This is a genomic window from Butyricicoccus sp. (genome assembly GCF_050872565.1).
Lineage (GTDB): Bacteria > Bacillota > Clostridia > Oscillospirales > Butyricicoccaceae > Butyricicoccus_A.
In genome coordinates, this window is the sequence record NZ_JBNMHC010000001.1 from 1 (window position 1) to 16,375 (window position 16,375).

18 protein-coding genes are annotated in these 16,375 nt (G+C 41.9%); 9 read left to right on the top strand and 9 right to left on the bottom strand.

Annotated elements, in window-relative coordinates; translation table 11 throughout:
• The 3 genes from ACR0P9_RS00005 to hydE form a co-directional block, all read right to left on the bottom strand.
• The coding region (locus ACR0P9_RS00005; RefSeq protein ID WP_432616806.1) for a peptidase C39 at window positions 1-417 on the bottom strand (417 nt) is incomplete at its 3' end.
• A gap of 6 nt (window positions 418-423) precedes the next feature.
• Entirely contained in the window at window positions 424-1,548 is a 1,125-nt protein-coding gene (locus ACR0P9_RS00010) for a M20/M25/M40 family metallo-hydrolase (RefSeq protein ID WP_432616807.1), read from the bottom strand.
• Between the two features lie 19 nt (window positions 1,549-1,567).
• Window positions 1,568-2,599 (bottom strand): [FeFe] hydrogenase H-cluster radical SAM maturase HydE, encoded by a 1,032-nt coding sequence (gene hydE, locus ACR0P9_RS00015; RefSeq protein ID WP_432616808.1) that lies wholly within the window; start codon window positions 2,597-2,599, stop codon window positions 1,568-1,570.
• 310 nt (window positions 2,600-2,909) lie between these two features.
• On the opposite strand from hydE, the gene ACR0P9_RS00020 reads away from it, so the two are divergent.
• Complete coding sequence (locus ACR0P9_RS00020; protein ID WP_432616809.1) at window positions 2,910-4,316, top strand: ATP-binding protein; 1,407 nt, start codon at window positions 2,910-2,912, stop codon at window positions 4,314-4,316.
• 332 nt (window positions 4,317-4,648) lie between these two features.
• On the opposite strand, the gene ACR0P9_RS00025 is transcribed toward ACR0P9_RS00020, so the two are convergent.
• From ACR0P9_RS00025 to ACR0P9_RS00050, 6 genes are all read right to left on the bottom strand, one after another.
• A complete protein-coding gene (locus ACR0P9_RS00025) occupies window positions 4,649-5,170 on the bottom strand; it encodes a hypothetical protein (protein ID WP_432616810.1) in 522 nt (173 codons plus the stop codon).
• Complete coding sequence (locus ACR0P9_RS00030) at window positions 5,167-6,186, bottom strand: AAA family ATPase (RefSeq protein WP_432616811.1); 1,020 nt, start codon at window positions 6,184-6,186, stop codon at window positions 5,167-5,169. The genes ACR0P9_RS00025 and ACR0P9_RS00030 overlap by 4 nt, the downstream gene beginning before the upstream one ends.
• Window positions 6,187-6,252: 66 nt before the next feature.
• Window positions 6,253-6,858, bottom strand: a complete 606-nt coding sequence (gene fic, locus ACR0P9_RS00035) for a protein adenylyltransferase Fic (protein WP_432616812.1) — start codon at window positions 6,856-6,858, stop codon at window positions 6,253-6,255.
• Window positions 6,848-7,132, bottom strand: a complete 285-nt coding sequence (locus ACR0P9_RS00040; RefSeq protein WP_432616813.1) for a hypothetical protein — start codon at window positions 7,130-7,132, stop codon at window positions 6,848-6,850. Before ACR0P9_RS00040 ends, fic begins: the two co-directional genes overlap by 11 nt.
• 2 nt (window positions 7,133-7,134) lie before the next feature.
• A complete protein-coding gene (locus ACR0P9_RS00045; protein WP_432616814.1) occupies window positions 7,135-7,896 on the bottom strand; it encodes a ParA family protein in 762 nt (253 codons plus the stop codon).
• A gap of 350 nt (window positions 7,897-8,246) precedes the next feature.
• Window positions 8,247-8,732 (bottom strand): helix-turn-helix domain-containing protein, encoded by a 486-nt coding sequence (locus tag ACR0P9_RS00050; protein WP_432616815.1) that lies wholly within the window; start codon window positions 8,730-8,732, stop codon window positions 8,247-8,249.
• A 168-nt stretch (window positions 8,733-8,900) separates the two neighbouring features.
• Here ACR0P9_RS00050 and ACR0P9_RS00055 point away from each other — a divergent pair, with 168 nt between their 5' ends.
• From ACR0P9_RS00055 to ACR0P9_RS00090, 8 genes are all read left to right on the top strand, one after another.
• On the top strand, window positions 8,901-9,074 hold the full coding sequence (locus tag ACR0P9_RS00055) for a hypothetical protein (RefSeq protein WP_432616816.1): 174 nt from the start codon (window positions 8,901-8,903) through the stop codon (window positions 9,072-9,074).
• Entirely contained in the window at window positions 9,067-9,219 is a 153-nt protein-coding gene (locus ACR0P9_RS00060) for a hypothetical protein (RefSeq protein WP_432616817.1), read from the top strand. The genes ACR0P9_RS00055 and ACR0P9_RS00060 overlap by 8 nt, the downstream gene beginning before the upstream one ends.
• Window positions 9,220-9,298: 79 nt before the next feature.
• On the top strand, window positions 9,299-9,748 hold the full coding sequence (locus tag ACR0P9_RS00065) for a PcfB family protein (RefSeq protein WP_432616818.1): 450 nt from the start codon (window positions 9,299-9,301) through the stop codon (window positions 9,746-9,748).
• Complete coding sequence (locus tag ACR0P9_RS00070) at window positions 9,745-11,571, top strand: VirD4-like conjugal transfer protein, CD1115 family (protein ID WP_432616819.1); 1,827 nt, start codon at window positions 9,745-9,747, stop codon at window positions 11,569-11,571. Before ACR0P9_RS00065 ends, ACR0P9_RS00070 begins: the two co-directional genes overlap by 4 nt.
• A gap of 40 nt (window positions 11,572-11,611) precedes the next feature.
• Complete coding sequence (locus ACR0P9_RS00075) at window positions 11,612-11,815, top strand: hypothetical protein (RefSeq protein ID WP_432616820.1); 204 nt, start codon at window positions 11,612-11,614, stop codon at window positions 11,813-11,815.
• A gap of 21 nt (window positions 11,816-11,836) precedes the next feature.
• Window positions 11,837-12,643, top strand: coding sequence for a VirB6/TrbL-like conjugal transfer protein, CD1112 family (locus tag ACR0P9_RS00080; RefSeq protein WP_432616821.1), 807 nt, complete (start codon window positions 11,837-11,839; stop codon window positions 12,641-12,643).
• A 10-nt stretch (window positions 12,644-12,653) separates the two neighbouring features.
• Complete coding sequence (locus ACR0P9_RS00085) at window positions 12,654-13,091, top strand: PrgI family protein (protein WP_432616822.1); 438 nt, start codon at window positions 12,654-12,656, stop codon at window positions 13,089-13,091.
• On the top strand, window positions 13,039-16,335 hold the full coding sequence (locus tag ACR0P9_RS00090; protein ID WP_432616823.1) for a VirB4-like conjugal transfer ATPase, CD1110 family: 3,297 nt from the start codon (window positions 13,039-13,041) through the stop codon (window positions 16,333-16,335). Before ACR0P9_RS00085 ends, ACR0P9_RS00090 begins: the two co-directional genes overlap by 53 nt.
• Window positions 16,336-16,375: the final 40 nt, after the last annotated feature.

Genomic DNA, 16,375 nt, shown 5'->3' on the forward strand with positions numbered 1-16,375 from the left:
GAAATACGGGTCAAACATAGAAATCTGCTCATCTTCTTGTCCGGTCAGCAAGACATAATGATCGCCGCCATAATTTAAGCGAACAATTACCGCACCATGACAACGCAATGTCTGGGTCAATTCACTGTCTCCGCCCAAATACACGGCATCTTGACTCAAATATTTACATTCAATCGGAAATTGACAGGCTTTGCCAAACTGCGTCAGCCAATTGGACAAAAACATCATAGCCATACGCGATGTACCACTTCTGCCGGTCTCACCTTTAGCATTGTATGCATCCAAGCTGTACAGCATAATATGTTGAACGATTTCCGGCAACAGCTGTTCCCGTGTAAATAGAAAGCTCATCGCATTCATCATTGTTGTCGGACCACAGTCATATTCTGAGATTTGATAATGTAATGGTGTTTTCATCTGTATTTATTCCTCCGAACACATCAAATCCACAGTAATCGCAGTGATTTTCTCTAGCTCATCCACATTGCTGTATTCTTCGCAGGAATGGCAATTGTTCATCGCTGTTGCCAGTACAATGCCCGTTAAACCGTGCTCAGACAACGGATTGTTGTCGCTGCCGCCCATAGTGCTGCACAGCTGACTTTCTATGCCATGCTTGGCGCAGATGCGCTGAAACCGCTGTACAACCGGATGCTGCTCCGGCGTCTGATAGGCATGAATATGTACCGTATGTTCTGCCGCAACTTCTGCTCCTAATTTGCGCGCTTCTTCTTCAAAAACGCGCTTGGTCTCTTCCCACGTGCGCATGGTTTGTTCATGGTCAAAGCTGCGAATCTCTCCTGTGACGACACAGCTTGCCGGTACGATATTGGTCTGCGTACCGCCGTGAATTGTGCCAATGTTGCGCGTGGTATTTTCATCCAGCCAACCATTTTTCAGTCTGCGTGCTGCGGATGCCGCCACGCAAATGGCATGAATACCCTGCTCCGGATGGAATCCAGCGTGGCTGGCTTTTCCTGTCACAGCAATACGGAATGAAAGCAACGTTGGAGCTTGAATCGCTGCGCCGCCAACGGCACCGGTCAAATCCAGTACATACGCTTCTTTGGACTGAATCTGAGAAAAATCAAAGACGCTCGCCCCGATACAATAGGTCTCTTCCGCCACAGAAAACAACACTTCAATGGCTCGATGCGGCAAATGGTTTTCCTGAATCACCGTTAATGCCTCTACAATAGCAGTTAATGCCGAACAGTCATCCGCACCCAGCACGGTACTGCCGTCTGATGTAATACTTCCGTCTTCATGTACGATGGCTTTTTTGCCGTGTGACGGCTCTACCGTGTCCATATGTCCAGAAAACAGCAGAGGCGGCAGCTGCTCCATCCCCTTGGTTGCTGGAAGGTACGCATATAAATTACCTGCATTTCCCTGTATTTTTTGCGCCGCATGATCTTCCTGTACCTGCAATCCCAATGCAGTCAATGTTTCGATGAGAAAATCACAAATATTTCGCTCTCCATACGATGAACTGTCAAACGAAACTAGCTTGCAGAAGGTCTGCACCAGCCGTTCTCTCTGCACCATGTTCCATTCCCCTTTCTATTTATCTGCGCACATCGCCGCGGTCATTGACGATCTGATACCCAACGGAACGCACGCGTCCTTCCTGACACAGCCGACATTTTGCTGCTTCTTCATCCATACAGATTTTGTTGTCATACAAATCATAATTTTTCCGTGCATCTGTCGGCGTCAAGTTCGGCATCATGACATTGGCACCGGCTTTTAGACCTAATTCTCGTCCAATCGGACTAATCGTACCGAGTGCTGTTGTTGCCGGAAGCAGCACATACGGGAATAACAAACGCAGTATCGACAGCATTCGCAGTGTCAATGCCAAAGTGCCTGCTGGCTTGTCTGCAAACGGCGTTTCATGATGCGGAATAAACGGGCCAATACCAATCATGTCCGGCTGCAATTCCTGTAAAAAGCGTAAATCTGCGACCAATTCTTTGGGCGTCTGCCATGGAGAGCCAACCATAAAACCTGCACCGACCTGATAGCCAATGTCTTTTAAGTCAAACAAGCACTGTTTGCGATGTTCCAGACGCATCTCTTCTGGATGCAGCTTGCGATAATGCGCATCACTCGCCGTCTCATGCCGCAGCAAATACCGGTCTGCTCCTGCGTCAAAATACGCCTGATAGCTGGCACGAGACTGTTCTCCAATAGACAACGTAACCGCACAGTCTGGATAAGTCGTCTTGATTTTATCAACTATAGAGCAAACCCATGCATCTGTATTGCGTGGATCTTCGCCGCCTTGCAGCACAAACGTACGAAATCCCATTTGATAGCCATTAGCACAGCTTTGCAAAATCTGTTCTTGTGTCAGCCGATAGCGGTCTGCATGTGTATTGCTCTTGCGAATGCCACAATAATAGCAGTCATTTTGACAGACATTGGTAAATTCAATGAGTCCGCGCAAAAACACATCGGTTCCATAATGCTCCCGCCGAACCGCATCCGCCGCAGCGAACAAATCGCTGTCATCGCTTTCCCGTGTAATCAGCGCAAGCAACTCTGCATCAGACAGATCACGCTGTGCACGAAGTGTCTCAATTATCTGCTTCATATCTTGTCCTCTCGCCTGTTGTTCTATCTTTGTCTTCTATTGTGCGATATAATAAAGAAAAAGCGGATAGCTTTTCAGCTATCCGCTATGGAGGTGCCACGGCACCACAAATCCAAAAGATAAAAAGCTTCAAAGCCCGATATTAACTCCACTGTTTTCAATACACTTGCCTATAATATTACCGCAGTACATCTTAAAAATCAATAGTTCTGCTTGTTTTGTCTCAATTATTCACTCCTATCGTTGCAATAACTCTCTCCGATGGGTATAATAAGAAAAGATATTCTATAGCTTCTAAGGAGGGATTTCTATGATAGAACAGCTAATTGCCGAAGCAACAGAATGTGATTTTAAAGTTGCTCTTGAAACGAAAAAGCCAAAAAGCTGGTTAAAAAGTGTTAGTGCCTTTTCCAATGGAATCGGTGGAACTCTATTTTTCGGGATTACTGATGACAGAAAAACTACCGGCTTATTTGATGTTCAAAAAGATGCTGAAGCGATCAGTCGCTTAATCAAAGAACGCATCACACCTTTACCGCAATTTATCTTAAAGCCATTTCAAGAAGATGGTAAAAATCTGTTAGCTTTGGAAGTTTCTCCCGGTCGTAGCACTCCATATTATTACAAGGCAGATGGAGTGATGGAAGCATATATTCGCGTTGGAAATGAAAGTGTACCTGCCCCGGACTATATTGTAAATGAACTTATCCTCAAGGGAACTAACCAGTCTTTTGACACTCTGACAACAGACGGTGCAAAAAAAGATTATAGCTTTACGCTCTTGGAAGCAACTTATCTGGAACGAACTGGTCTCCGTTTTGAGCCTTCTGATTATGTTTCCTTTGGTCTGGCTGATAAGAATGGATTCCTAACCAACGCTGGAAAGCTCATGACCGATCAGCACACGGTTTACAATTCCCGTATGTTCTGTACCCGGTGGAACGGCTTGGAAAAAGGCTCTATCTTCGATGATGCTCTGGATGACAAGGAATATGAAGGAAATCTGATTTATCTGTTGAAGAGCGGCAGTGAATTTATTCGCAATAATTCCAAAGTTCGTTTTGTAAAAGAAGCACAGTATCGTGTAGACAAGCCGGATTACGCTGAACGAGCTGTAACAGAAGCTCTTGTCAATGCTCTCATCCACCGTGATTATATCGTGCTTGGCAGTGAAATCCACATTGATATGTTTGATGATCGTGTGGAAATCACATCTCCGGGCGGTATGTTCGGCGGCGGATCAATTCAGGAATATGACATTTACAGTATTCGTTCAATGCGACGAAACCCTGTGATTGCTGACCTGTTTCACCGCATGAAGTACATGGAACGCCGCGGAAGTGGTTTGCGTAAAATCGTTAGCGAGACCGAAAAGCTGCCCGGATACACAGAAGCATATACGCCTGAATTTTCCTCAACGGCAACAGATTTTAGAGTCATCTTGAAAAATGTAAATTATATCATGTGCGGAAGAACTGCACATGATACCGCACATGATACCGCACATGATACCTCTGTGGTTAATAAGCAAAACTTGCTGTTGGAATTTTGTGTAGAGCCTAAGAGTCGAGATGAAATGCAGGCATATATCAACGTTTCCAGTCGCTCTTACTTTAGCAAATTTTATCTCAAGCCTTTATTATCCTCTGGTAAACTCAAAATGATGTTTCCAGATAAACCTAAGAGCAAACATCAAAAATATATTACCGTCCGTTAGGCAATATTATGACAAAGCTATTCAAAAGGGTCTAAATTCTGTGACACACAGGACTTAGACCCTTTTTCTTATCTGCCTGTTCATCTTACAACCAATGTGCTTACTACTAATATTGTACGACAAAAGCTTCAAAGCACCTATCTATCAGGCAGATGCTTTGAAGCATTCGATTTTATTGATTTTGAAGTCTGAAAGTGTTCTGACTATTGATACGGTAAATTGACTTTTATGCCCTTAATTGCAACTATTTAGGGCATAAAAGTCAATTGTGTTCATTCAAATACGTGTACTATTTATATTTCAGCACCGCATTTATCCAGAAGGCAATAACATTAACATATTAATCCATGTTCTCTCGCAAGTTTTTCATTCAAAACTATCACTTTGATGTTCCAAATTTTCCGAAATTGAAGCAGCCGTTCATTTAATTCCGCTTGAGGTTTTGCCAGCCATGCAATATCTTTTGCATTCTTTACGACCAAAACAAATTTTAGCTGCATATCTTTTATATTATTTGCTGACCTCATCATAGAGCCGATCTCCGTTGTATCTTCAAATCTGTCCAAAATTGCAGCCAGATAAATTTGCAAGGATGAAATAAATTTTTCCGTTATAGAGGAATAATATTCTTCAAACTTTTGCTTTTTCCCCTCTGTTTCATCCTTATTTTGGGCATTAGGACAGCTCTTTTTTGCTTCCAAAAAGATAAGTTTATTTTGACGATATTTCAAAACAAACTCGACTGTTTTAATTCCAGTGCCAAGTTTTTTATAAATTTGAGATTCTTCGATATGAAAAAGATTTTTCTCATCAAATTTTCCAAACTTCATTTCAGACTCTGTTATAATCTTCACTCCAACATCACTCCGATTTCATCTCTGTAAAGTTGGCGGAAGGTATCCATAATCGTGTTATGTTCCAACAGTTCAAATTCCGCTGATGTTTCACATCTTACTTTATCGTTGTCGTTATCTTTATACAAAGAAATATACTGAACATTGCTTGTCTCGCTTCGTTTTACCTCAATATATTTAGACAGAAAGTAATCATGAGTAGAAACAAATATCTGCACGCCCTCATTCTCTAACATAATCAACAATTCTGCCAATCTCGGAATATATTTCGGATTGATATTTGCTTCCGGCTCATCCCAAAATAGTACAGAGCCTTTTTCCAGAGTTCCGTTCTTTATTAACTGCCACAGCAACGCAATCTTGCGCAATCCTTCCGCAACTAAATTAAACTCCAGTCTTGCCTGCGTTCCCGGTTTTAAATAAAATCGGTCATCATGCAGTGTCACCTTTCCATTACTGATCTCTCGCAATACTTTTAAATATCTTTTCCTTGCCGTTGAATCTACACCTCTGGAAATATCAATCTTTGCTGCTGCAATAATGTCAAGATAGGTGTCATCAAATTCTACATTTCCCATTTTTACCGCTGCATCCAAATTCCATGCGTTCGATAAAATTTCTTTCGCAGGAATAAAAACGCTGGTAAGATCGGACATCTGTTTTTCCCATTTTTCCTCAAACCTTACTTCTGCATCCCATTTTTTTGTTCTTGTTGTAAACGACATTCCAATCTTGGCTGTGTCTGACTCTATAGCAACATTCGCGGTATTGTTTCCATTTTTATTTCTGTTAACCAAACGCCCAATGCTAGACTGATCCGGACGAAAAAGCATGGTCGTCTTTTGCGAGAAGGATACGTCATGCTTTGATGCTTGACACGCAGCATAAGCCAATTTCATGATATGTGTCTTTCCCATGCCATTTTCTCCAACCAATACATTCAAGCCCTTGTTGAACGGTATCTCAATATTTTCAAACACCGTGAAATTTTCCATTTTCATTCTCGTTAATGGCATTCGTATCACCTTACCTAACAATCTATATTTCCTGTCCAACGGATTCGCATATTCTGATTATTATAATTATAGCTCGTTCGTCTTAAAAGTCGTATAGCCTTCGTAATAATAGCTGTGGTCAATACCCTTCATAAAGACTTCACGGCTGGTTACATCATCTGTCAGCGCAGCTTTTAATAACACCTTTATCTCTACATCTTTAATTGGGCTTCGTTCCATCGCAAGTAGATAATCTTCTTTGTCTACCTTGCTCCAATCCACGACTTTTCCTATGCCTTGTTTCAACATAAGATCAAGCCAAATACGTGTACTGCGTCCATTACCTTCTCGAAATGGATGTGCAATATTCATTTCCACATACTTCTCTATAATCTCCTCATATGTGGACTGCGGCATCTTATCTATGTTCGCTAGTGCTACTTCAAGATACATCAGCGGAACAAATCGAAAATTTCCTTTTGCCAAATTCACCGTGCGTACTTTTCCTGCGAACTCATAAATATCTTCAAAAAGGTACTTGTGTATCTTCTGTAATGCTGCAAAAGTTCCCACTGGCAACCTATCGAGCGTCCCGCTCTCAAAGAGCCATACAGCTTTTTTCTTACTGATTTTCTCTTCTTCGCGGGCAAGTTCCGCAGAATCGGTGATTCCTAGCTTATTTTCAAGTGCCATTTTTCTTCTCCTGTCTGTCTTTTTCAATCAACGAATTCACATACTCAGTCATCGTTAGTCCATTCATTCTCGGATACATGCGTAAAAATTCATAGTTTTCTGGTGTAAATGCCATATTGATTCTCGGCAACTTTCGACCTTTTTTGCCTTGTGTGCGCGGCATTGCTGCACTTGAAACTTCATGTACTTCTTGTACCTCTTGTACTTCATGTGCATGGCAGGCTGGTTTGGAAAACAAACCAGCTGCCGGTGCCATTGTTGTATTCTTTGCCATCTTTATTCACCTCTTTCGCCCAAAAGCTCTCCAACAAACTGAAAGTAATCCAAAGCAGTTGTACACTTCGGCGCATAGTTCAACAGTGGTACCCTGCGTGTTTGTGCCTGTTGTGCGGCTGTGCATTCACGAATTACTGTCTGAAATACTTTTGTATTCAGCATCTCCGCAATCTCTGGTAAAGCAGCAGATACCTCACGACTTAATATCGTCCTAGCTTGATACCGCGTTCGTAACAGCCCTGCAATCTTCAAATCAGGATTGGTGTACTCCATAACTGCCTGAATCGTTTCATTTAACTGAGATAATCCTTGTAAGCTGTATCGGTCAGCTGTGATAGGAACAATAACTGAATCGGCGTATGTCAGTGCATTGATAAGAAGGATTCCCAATGCTGGTGCTGTATCAATAATGATAAAATCATATTCATCCTGAATCGACATCAGCGCTTTCTTCAGGGTGAATTCCTTACCCGTTTTCGTCAATTGCATATCCGCCTGGCTAAGCAGCGGATCACCAGCAATAATGTCTCCTACTTCTGTATGCTGAATGACATCATGCGCCGGCTCTTTGCTGAACAATAAATCATATAGCGTTGCCGTATCCGCAATCGCAGCCTGATATGTATCGCTGGTATTGCACTGAGGATCAGCATCAATCATCAAGACTTTCTTTCCTTCATGCATCAGAACACCAGCGAGAGCATTTGCCGTTGTTGTTTTTCCTACGCCGCCTTTTTGATTTGCGATAACAATCTTTTTCATGAGATTACCTCCAACTTCTTATACTTCGTGTACTTCATGTACCTCTTGTACTTCATGTGCATGAGATGGGAAGCGCACCAGTTAAAAATTTATTTTCTCAGGGTGGGACTGTAAGTCCGCCCTGCGGCTTACAGCCCTTGTCGTCATCGCAGTAGCGCCGCTACTATTTGTCAAGGGCGGCGTGGAACACGCCGTTTATTTCACCCTTGATAAGTAGTCGCGGCGCTGCTATCTAAACCATTCGATTTATCTAAAGTTCTGTATACAAACTTCATGTACTTCTTGTACTTCATGTGCATAAAGGCATTATAAATAAGTCCTCATTGAGGGCTTATTTTTTTATTTATTTTTTAAACGATATTTCGCCCATCGGAAGGATATAATTCTTCCATTTGATTTTCGCTCTCTTCAATTTCATCCGCTAGTTGTAATCTATCTTTTTCTCGATCAATTTCTTCTGGCGTTGTCGAATGCGTTTCGCAGTATACCCGTTCTACAAAGTCTGCGATTCGTTTCCATCCATCATCATCTAAGTTAGACATAACAGTCAGAAATGCGTACCGGATATTTTCTGGACGACCAGATAGCACTTCGTCTACCCAAGAACGAAGTTTTTCATCTACTGTTTCTTCGCATCTCATCTCACCTTCGCCAGTCCGAAGCCAATGCTCATTAACATTATATACTTTGCATATCAATCGTACTAATGTGTCACTAATAGCCTGTCGTCCTTGTTCAATGTTGGAAATTATATCTCTAGATGCACCGAGAGATTCTCCAAAAGCTCTTTGAGACATTCCAACAGACTTTCGCACTGCTTTAATTCTCATATACATAGCCAAACCTCCTCCAATGTTAAAAATATTATAGCAAATAAAAATGAGTATGTAAACTCAGAAAACTCAAAGTTTGCTCAAAGAACTGGGTTGACAAACGCATTTTTATATGGTACATTGAGTACACAAACTCAATATATGTCTTTTATCGGAGGTGAGTATATATCTATGAATGTCAATATTCAGTTGCCAGAGGCAACCGTACAGGAACAGTTAGAAGAAATGTTGCCGTCTATGACGGAGCAAGAATTGCTGCGTGTCCTCGCGTTTGCGCAAGGCACAGTCACGCGACTGGCTCTTTCCGAACCATCAACGAAGGAAGAAGGGAAAACAGATGGCTAAAAATAGTGCTCCCATTTATTGGCTGCCTGAACTTACCGTAGAAGCAGAAGAATTGTCCGCCGAATTTCTGGCAGATATTTTTGCCCCTATCATCCAATCTAGGCTTGCTGCATCCGCTGATGAGCAATCTAATAATCCAGAATAAGGAGCTGATTTAGACGGACTATCAAGACAAATTGATACACATTACATATCAGGCAGCGATCACGTCGGGTCGAGAAATCATGCAGCTTATGCCGCAGATCTTTTCAACTGTGTATCATTCCACCCAGCGTGTACAAGGCAAAGAAGGGAAAACAATACACGGCAAACAGAGTCTGCATGATTTAAGTGCCCAAAACCGCGAATTATCTTCTATCAAAGTTTCGGACGAAGATATAAAAGCTCTGAAAAAAGAATTCAAATCTTATGCTGTTGATTTCAGTGTCTTGCGTGACAAAACAGACCAATCAACGCATATCTACTTCAAAGCACAAGATGTAGAGCGAGTATATGCTGCGCTGTCACATGTTGTAAAAAGCGTAGACAAAGAACAAGATCGTCCACGCATCCGGAAGTTAGATGAAGCGATTCAAGCGGCAAAACAACGTGCCGAAGCATATAACAAGGCACACAATCAAGATCAATCACAGCAGCATCAACGACAGAAATCACGAGGCGAACGAACGCAATGAAAAAGAAAAATACAACTTCGTTCCTCATCTTTTCTGCTATCTGCTCGATATTAGCTGCCTATGTAGCAAATCGCGTTGCTGCCATTGCTATCTCTCTCCCCGGAGATGTCATCTTAAATATCAATACTGCACTTCAAACCGTTTTCACGGATATACAAGAAAATCCTTGGTATATCAGCAAAGATCAAAACGCCTTGATTGTATCTATGGCTGCCTGTTTTGCTGTCTGGCTTGCTGTATTGTATCGGCTGTCATGTGATGGCAACTACATGCCTGGCATTGAACATGGTTCTGCTGCATGGGGAACCGCCAAAGATAGCAAATATTTCAAGGATAAAACATTTTCAGAAAATATTATCCTAACCCAAAGCGAATACATCAGTATTCATCCCAAATTCGTAAAAGTCGGCTTAGATACGTATGATCCCAATCATAATGTCTTAATTGTTGGTGCCCCCGGCACTGGTAAGACACGTAGATATTTGATACCTAATGTCATGCAGATGCATAGCTCTTATGTTATCACCGATCCAAAGGGAACGCTGTTGTATCAAGTCGGTTCCATGCTTCAGGAGAATGGCTATACCATTCGCGTTGTCAATCTTGTCGATACAAAAAAATCCAATCATTACAATCCATTCTGTTATTTGAAAGATGATATGGACATTCTACGGCTCGTAGACAATCTGATGGAAAATACTGAACCGCCAAATGCATCAAAAGGCGATTCCTTCTGGATTGACCAAGCACGTGGCTTATATTGTGCCTTGTTTGCGTATCTTTTATACGAAACTTGTCCGGAAGATCGAACCATGAAAAATGTGTTGAAACTTTTGTTGCTTGCCGAAGTTCACGAAGGAGATGACGAGTATAAAACACCGCTTGATGTTTTGTTTGAAGATGTAGAAAAAGAAAAACCGGACTGCTTTGCTGTCGTTCAGTATAAAAAATTCAAGCAGTCCAAGGGAAGAACCGCTGCTTCTATTCTTGCAACGGCAAACAGCAGATTGGACAAGTTCTATGTAGATTCTGTCTCCGAATTAACCTCAACAGATGACCTGCATTTCGATCATTTAGGTGACGATCCAGAGCATCCCGTTGCATTGTTTGTCATTCTATCCGACACTAATAGCTCTTTGAATTTTTTAGCAGCTATGATGTTTCAGCAATTGTTTGACACGTTAATCTGGCGTGCAGATAACGTATATGACGGTTCGCTCCCCTGCCCTGTTCGTTTCATATTAGACGAATTCAAAAACATTGGTAAGATTCCAGATTTCGATAAAAAATATGCAACCATTCGTTCCAGAAATATCTCAGCAGATGTTATCTTACAGAGTTTGTCGCAGCTCAAGGAGATGTACAAAGAATCTTGGGAAAGCATCATTGGCTGCTGTGATTCACTGCTGTACTTAGGAAGCATCGAAACCTTTACCAATGAGTATGTGTCAAAGATGATTGGTAAAACAACGGTCGATAACAAAAACATTAGTGTCAGTAAGGGTTCACACGGTTCATATTCCCTCGCAGATCAAATCCTTGGTCGTGAACTGATTACACCGGATGAGCTGTCTCGTCTGCACAGCGAAGAATGTGTATTGATATTGGCTCATAAGAAACCATTCCGATCTTTGAAATATGACCCGACAAAACATCCAAATTATTCACAGACTTCTCTTGCGGACAAGAAAAATACATTCCATCTGGAACAATGTAATTTAACTGCACCGGAAGAAGAAACCAATCACGCTGAGATGCAAGTGAATGAACTGGATTTGTCACCCGAAGATGCAAATGAATTCAATTCGTTATTTGAAGAATAACATTGAAGATAAAAAATTTATTACACAAGGAGAAATCACTATGGATACGCTCAACACTGTACTGAACACATTAACTACTTATGTAAAAATTGCTGGCGGCTTAGCCTGCGTATGGGGTGCCGTTACCCTTGGCACAAACTTAAATGACCATAATGGACCGGGTATCCAGCAGGGCATTTGGCGAATGGTTGGCGGCGGCGTAATTATTGCAGCTGCAATGCTGTTCGGAAATATCGCCAAATAATCAGCTATGACAGATGCCATTATGTCACTGCTGAAAAGCATCAATGATTCAATTGTCAACCTGTCAGCCAGTAGTGCGCTGACAGGTGGCATGAATAGCTTTTCCGGCAAGTTATATCAGTATATTTTAACCATTCAATCGAATGTTGCACTTCCGATTGCCTATGTCATCTTGTCTTTGTTCTGTGTTCTTGCTCTGTATGAAGTATCTATCCGAACAGAACACATTGGCAGTAATACGATGGGTGTTGAACTTGTGGTATCACTGCTGATTAAATTGTCCATCTGCATTTGGGCAATCGACAACTGTCCAACTATTTTGAACGCAATTTACGATGTGACTGTATATTTCACCAATCAGGTGCAGCAATATCTGTCTATGTCCAGTATGACAGGCTTTGATCTAGATGCGCTTGAAGAAGCCATTGATAGTCTGTCCTTCTGGTCAAAGTTCTTGGCGTTAATCGTCATGTTTATTACCAATCTGATTGTGCAAATTGCAGTTAAGATGGCACAAATCATTGTTATCGCACGTTTTGTGGAATTGTATTTGTATTTCTGTGTTGCACCAATTCCCGTGGCAACATTGCCATCCGGCGAAATGTCTCAGATCGGAAAGAATTTTCTCAAGTCATTCGCTGCGGTTTGTCTGCAAGGTACGCTGATCTATCTGGTATTGTCGTTCTTCCCATTTATTGCAGACTTTTTCCTCGAAGGATCGGATAATTTTTTAGTCATCGCGGGAAATATGATCGGCTATGCAATCTTGCTGATTGTCGCTGTCTGGTCTACACAGAAGTGGGCAAAATCTATTTGCAACGCAATGTAAGGAGGAAATCATGCTTCAAATTGAGGTTAACAATGAGATACGGAGCTATCAAGAGAAATTATTCTTTGGAATGTCTCTCAGGCAGTTAGGCTTTACAGCCTTAGCACTGACTGTAGGTATTGGTTCATTTTTCGTCATGAAAAATATTCTACACATTCCGATTCCCGTTATTTCTTATGTTGTAGTTGCCATTTGTGCACCATTTATGGCACTCGGATTTATTCAAATTCATGGCTATCCGTTTGAAAAATATGTAATGCTTCGGCTGCGACATTATAAACGCAGTCAAAAGCCTAGAATTTACGAAGTATTTTTGAAAATAGATAGCATGTATCCAGATGATACCCACGACATTCCCTACATCAAATGCCCAATGAATAATAGGAGGCGTAAAAATGCCGCTCTTCAAGAAATCAAATCCAGAGAAAGAGAAGACATCTCAGAATAAAAAGAGCAAAAAGCAGGAGGAACGTCAGTTTTTAACTGCACAAGATTCTATTTTTTATCAATCTATGATGCAAGACGGTATGTGTATTCTCGGAGATGATATGTACTCACGTACATATCGTTTCGATGATGTAAACTATCGTCTGAATCGCAGAGACGATCAGGAACAGACATTTATTAAGTTCTGTGAAATGTATAACTACTTAGACCCAGAAACATTTTTTCAAATTTTACTCGTCAATCGTACCGGCGATAGCAACAATTTCATGGAACAGATGTTTTATCCCTTGCATGGCGATGGATATGATGCATACCGAAAAGAAGTAAATTCTGTCATTTCCAAACGAGGTTTGGAAGGCAACAACAATATTGTGAGAGATCGTTTTATCACATTCGGTCTTCATTCGTCCGATCCGCAGGCTGTCCGTCAAAAGCTGTCACGATTGGAAACGGATACTGCCCAGCAGTTTAAAGCGATGGGCAGCAATCTTCATTTGCTTTCCGGAGCGCAGCGCTTAGAAGTTATGTCCAGCTTGCTGAAACCGGATGAGCCATTTGATTTTACCTATGATGAGCTGCCTATCAGCGGCAGAAGCACAAAGGATTTTATCTGCCCTTCGTCCTTTGATTTTAAACCTGTACGGACATTTCAGTTTGGAAGTAAAATCGGTCAAATTTTATATGCTTCAAAATTTCCAGATACACTGTCCGATGAAGTTCTCTGTGACATCTCCGATCTTCCAATCAATTTAGCCATCTCTCTTCACGTTCAAGCTGAAGATCAGAATAAGGCTCTGGATTATGTTCGGAAGCAGATTGCATTCATGGATCAGGAAGCATCAGATAAACAATCTAAAGCAAGCGCAAAGGGATATGCTGCTCAGATTTCGTTGTCGCAGGAATTCCAATACAACTACGAAAAAGCCTTGCAATTAGTTCATAACATGCAATACAAAGATCAGCATTTGTTCCGCGCAACACTATTGGTCTTTACATACGCAGACACAGAAGATGAATTAAAGAAAAACGCAGATCAAATCTGCGCGATTGCGCGTCAGAAAGGTGTCACGTTAAGCACACTAGATTATGAACAAGAATACGGAATGAACAGTATTCTTCCTCTCGGCAGAAACTTTGTCCAGCACAAACGAACTATGACAACTGCTGCTGTTAGTATCTTCATGCCATTCATGGCAGTGGAGTTGCTGGAACCGGGCGGCATCAACTATGGTATCAATTCTCGTTCCAATGCCCTGATTGCGTTTGACCGGACAAAAATGCGTGCCAGTAACGGTATGATTCTCGGTACGCCGGGATCTGGCAAGGGCATGTTTTCCAAGCAGGAGCTTACCAATGTATTTTTGAATCGTTGGAATGATGAAATCATTATTATCGACCCGGAAGGCGAATACGCACCGCTCGCAGACGTATTCCATAACGATTCTGAGGTGCTGCGCATTTATGGCGGCAGCGATACCCATTTGAATCCACTAGATATTTCCGAGAACTACGGTGACGGTGATGATCCTCTGGCAACAAAGCTGGATTTTATCTGCTCCTTCATTGAGCTGCTGTCGTCCAGCCGTTCTAGTCTGGATGGCAGCGATGTCAGCATCATTGACCGTGCGTTGCATGAAACCTATCGAGATTATCTGGCAAATACAGAATCAACACCAATGCCAACTTTGGTTGATTTTTATAACGTGCTGGTTCAACAACCAGAGCAACGAGCACACGCAATCGCTTTGCAGTTGGAAGCATACATTACCGGTTCGCTGAATGTATTCAGCTATCGTACTAACGTAAACACATCCAAACGTCTTGTTGTCTATGACATCAAGAAACTTGGCAAGCATCTGCGCACCGTTGGCATGTTAACAGTACTCGATCAGGTATGGAATCGCATTACATGCAATAGAGAACGCGGCATCCGCACATGGGTGTACATTGATGAAATCCAGTTACTATTTTCCAACAATTACTGTTCGGAATACTTCTTCGAGTTGTGGTCGCGTGCAAGAAAATGGGGCGCAATTCCAACCGGCATTACACAGAATGTAGAAACGCTGCTTCTGTCCGATACTGCACGCCGAATGCTCTCCAACTCTGATTTCATCGTCATGCTAAATCAGTCGAGAAATGATAGCACCCAGCTTGCAAACTTATTGAATATTTCTCCACAGCAGTTGAGCTACATGGATAATGCGCTGCCCGGTCATGGACTGATGTTCGTGGAAGGACGTATTGTGCCATTCAATTCCGAATTCCCGAAGCAAACAAAGCTGTATGCTGCCATGACAACAAAATTGGAAGAAGTCGCAGCGCAAAAACGTCCGCAAGCCGTCAATTCACCAGTATCATCACAGCCAGTGTCCAATTCTCAAACCGTTCCGGAATCAGACATGCCTACTCTGTATCCTGTTCGATTCGATGCATTTGGTTGTTGCTTAAAGACTGTAGATGCCGGCGTTCCACAATTTACAGAAGACGGACTATCTGATGTAGGATTCTCCATTCGTTCTAACGATTCCGATAAAGAATGGACAATTCGCACTGGAACAGATGGCACATTCGTTTTGCATCTTCCTATCGGAGAGTATACAGTCACTCCCCTTTCCGTTCCAAATGGTTATCTGTTTGATAGTAACGATGCATCATGCAGCATTACTGTTAATCAAGCAACGCAATTAAACTACGCTCTCTTGGAACAATCAACAAAAATCAATTTTATCGTTGAAGCAGGTTATGACGATACTTTTGGTCTGAAAAAAGGTCGATTTATTGATATGGGTCTCTATTGTGCCGAAGATATAGTCGCAAAAGATGGAACAATTCTTTCCGCAAACAGTCTAATCGAACATGCTGAACAAGTTGAAGATTTGCAGGATGCTTATATCGTAGAGACTATGCTGACCGGCGAATTTTACTTATCTCCAGTGGCTCAATCCCCAACAGCCGGAATACGAATCCCACTCACCTTGCATCCGCACGAATATCAGCAGGTCTTGAACCTTGATGAGCCTATCGTGATTCCTATCGAATACACAACCTTGTGTGGCAAGAAAGTGGATGAAGATGGCAATGCCTTAGCCAATGTTCATGTCGGTCTATTTTCCACTAATTGTTCGGATTTCAATCCAGAAAATGCCATTGTAACTACGCAGGCAGATAACGATGGTAAATACAATTTTTCTATTCCGGCTTGTCTGTTAAATAACGACTGGAAAACACGAATCATCGCGTAATATATTTTAAAAATCCCTTACATGACTTTTCTCATGTAAG

Excerpts from the sequence above, each read along its gene's own strand:
- hydE (WP_432616808.1), bottom strand. The coding sequence starts at position 2,599 with ATGAAGCAGATAATTGAGACACTTCGTGCACAGCGTGATCTGTCTGAT.
- ACR0P9_RS00065 (WP_432616818.1), top strand. The coding sequence starts at position 9,299 with ATGCAGCTTATGCCGCAGATCTTTTCAACTGTGTATCATTCCACCCAG.
- ACR0P9_RS00020 (WP_432616809.1), top strand. The coding sequence starts at position 2,910 with ATGATAGAACAGCTAATTGCCGAAGCAACAGAATGTGATTTTAAAGTT.
- ACR0P9_RS00045 (WP_432616814.1), bottom strand. The coding sequence starts at position 7,896 with ATGAAAAAGATTGTTATCGCAAATCAAAAAGGCGGCGTAGGAAAAACA.
- ACR0P9_RS00060 (WP_432616817.1), top strand. The coding sequence starts at position 9,067 with ATGGCTAAAAATAGTGCTCCCATTTATTGGCTGCCTGAACTTACCGTA.
- ACR0P9_RS00040 (WP_432616813.1), bottom strand. The coding sequence starts at position 7,132 with ATGGCAAAGAATACAACAATGGCACCGGCAGCTGGTTTGTTTTCCAAA.
- fic (WP_432616812.1), bottom strand. The coding sequence starts at position 6,858 with ATGGCACTTGAAAATAAGCTAGGAATCACCGATTCTGCGGAACTTGCC.
- ACR0P9_RS00010 (WP_432616807.1), bottom strand. The coding sequence starts at position 1,548 with ATGGTGCAGAGAGAACGGCTGGTGCAGACCTTCTGCAAGCTAGTTTCG.
- ACR0P9_RS00055 (WP_432616816.1), top strand. The coding sequence starts at position 8,901 with ATGAATGTCAATATTCAGTTGCCAGAGGCAACCGTACAGGAACAGTTA.
- ACR0P9_RS00050 (WP_432616815.1), bottom strand. The coding sequence starts at position 8,732 with ATGTATATGAGAATTAAAGCAGTGCGAAAGTCTGTTGGAATGTCTCAA.
- ACR0P9_RS00070 (WP_432616819.1), top strand. The coding sequence starts at position 9,745 with ATGAAAAAGAAAAATACAACTTCGTTCCTCATCTTTTCTGCTATCTGC.
- ACR0P9_RS00085 (WP_432616822.1), top strand. The coding sequence starts at position 12,654 with ATGCTTCAAATTGAGGTTAACAATGAGATACGGAGCTATCAAGAGAAA.
- ACR0P9_RS00030 (WP_432616811.1), bottom strand. The coding sequence starts at position 6,186 with ATGCCATTAACGAGAATGAAAATGGAAAATTTCACGGTGTTTGAAAAT.
- ACR0P9_RS00090 (WP_432616823.1), top strand. The coding sequence starts at position 13,039 with ATGCCGCTCTTCAAGAAATCAAATCCAGAGAAAGAGAAGACATCTCAG.
- ACR0P9_RS00075 (WP_432616820.1), top strand. The coding sequence starts at position 11,612 with ATGGATACGCTCAACACTGTACTGAACACATTAACTACTTATGTAAAA.
- ACR0P9_RS00080 (WP_432616821.1), top strand. The coding sequence starts at position 11,837 with ATGTCACTGCTGAAAAGCATCAATGATTCAATTGTCAACCTGTCAGCC.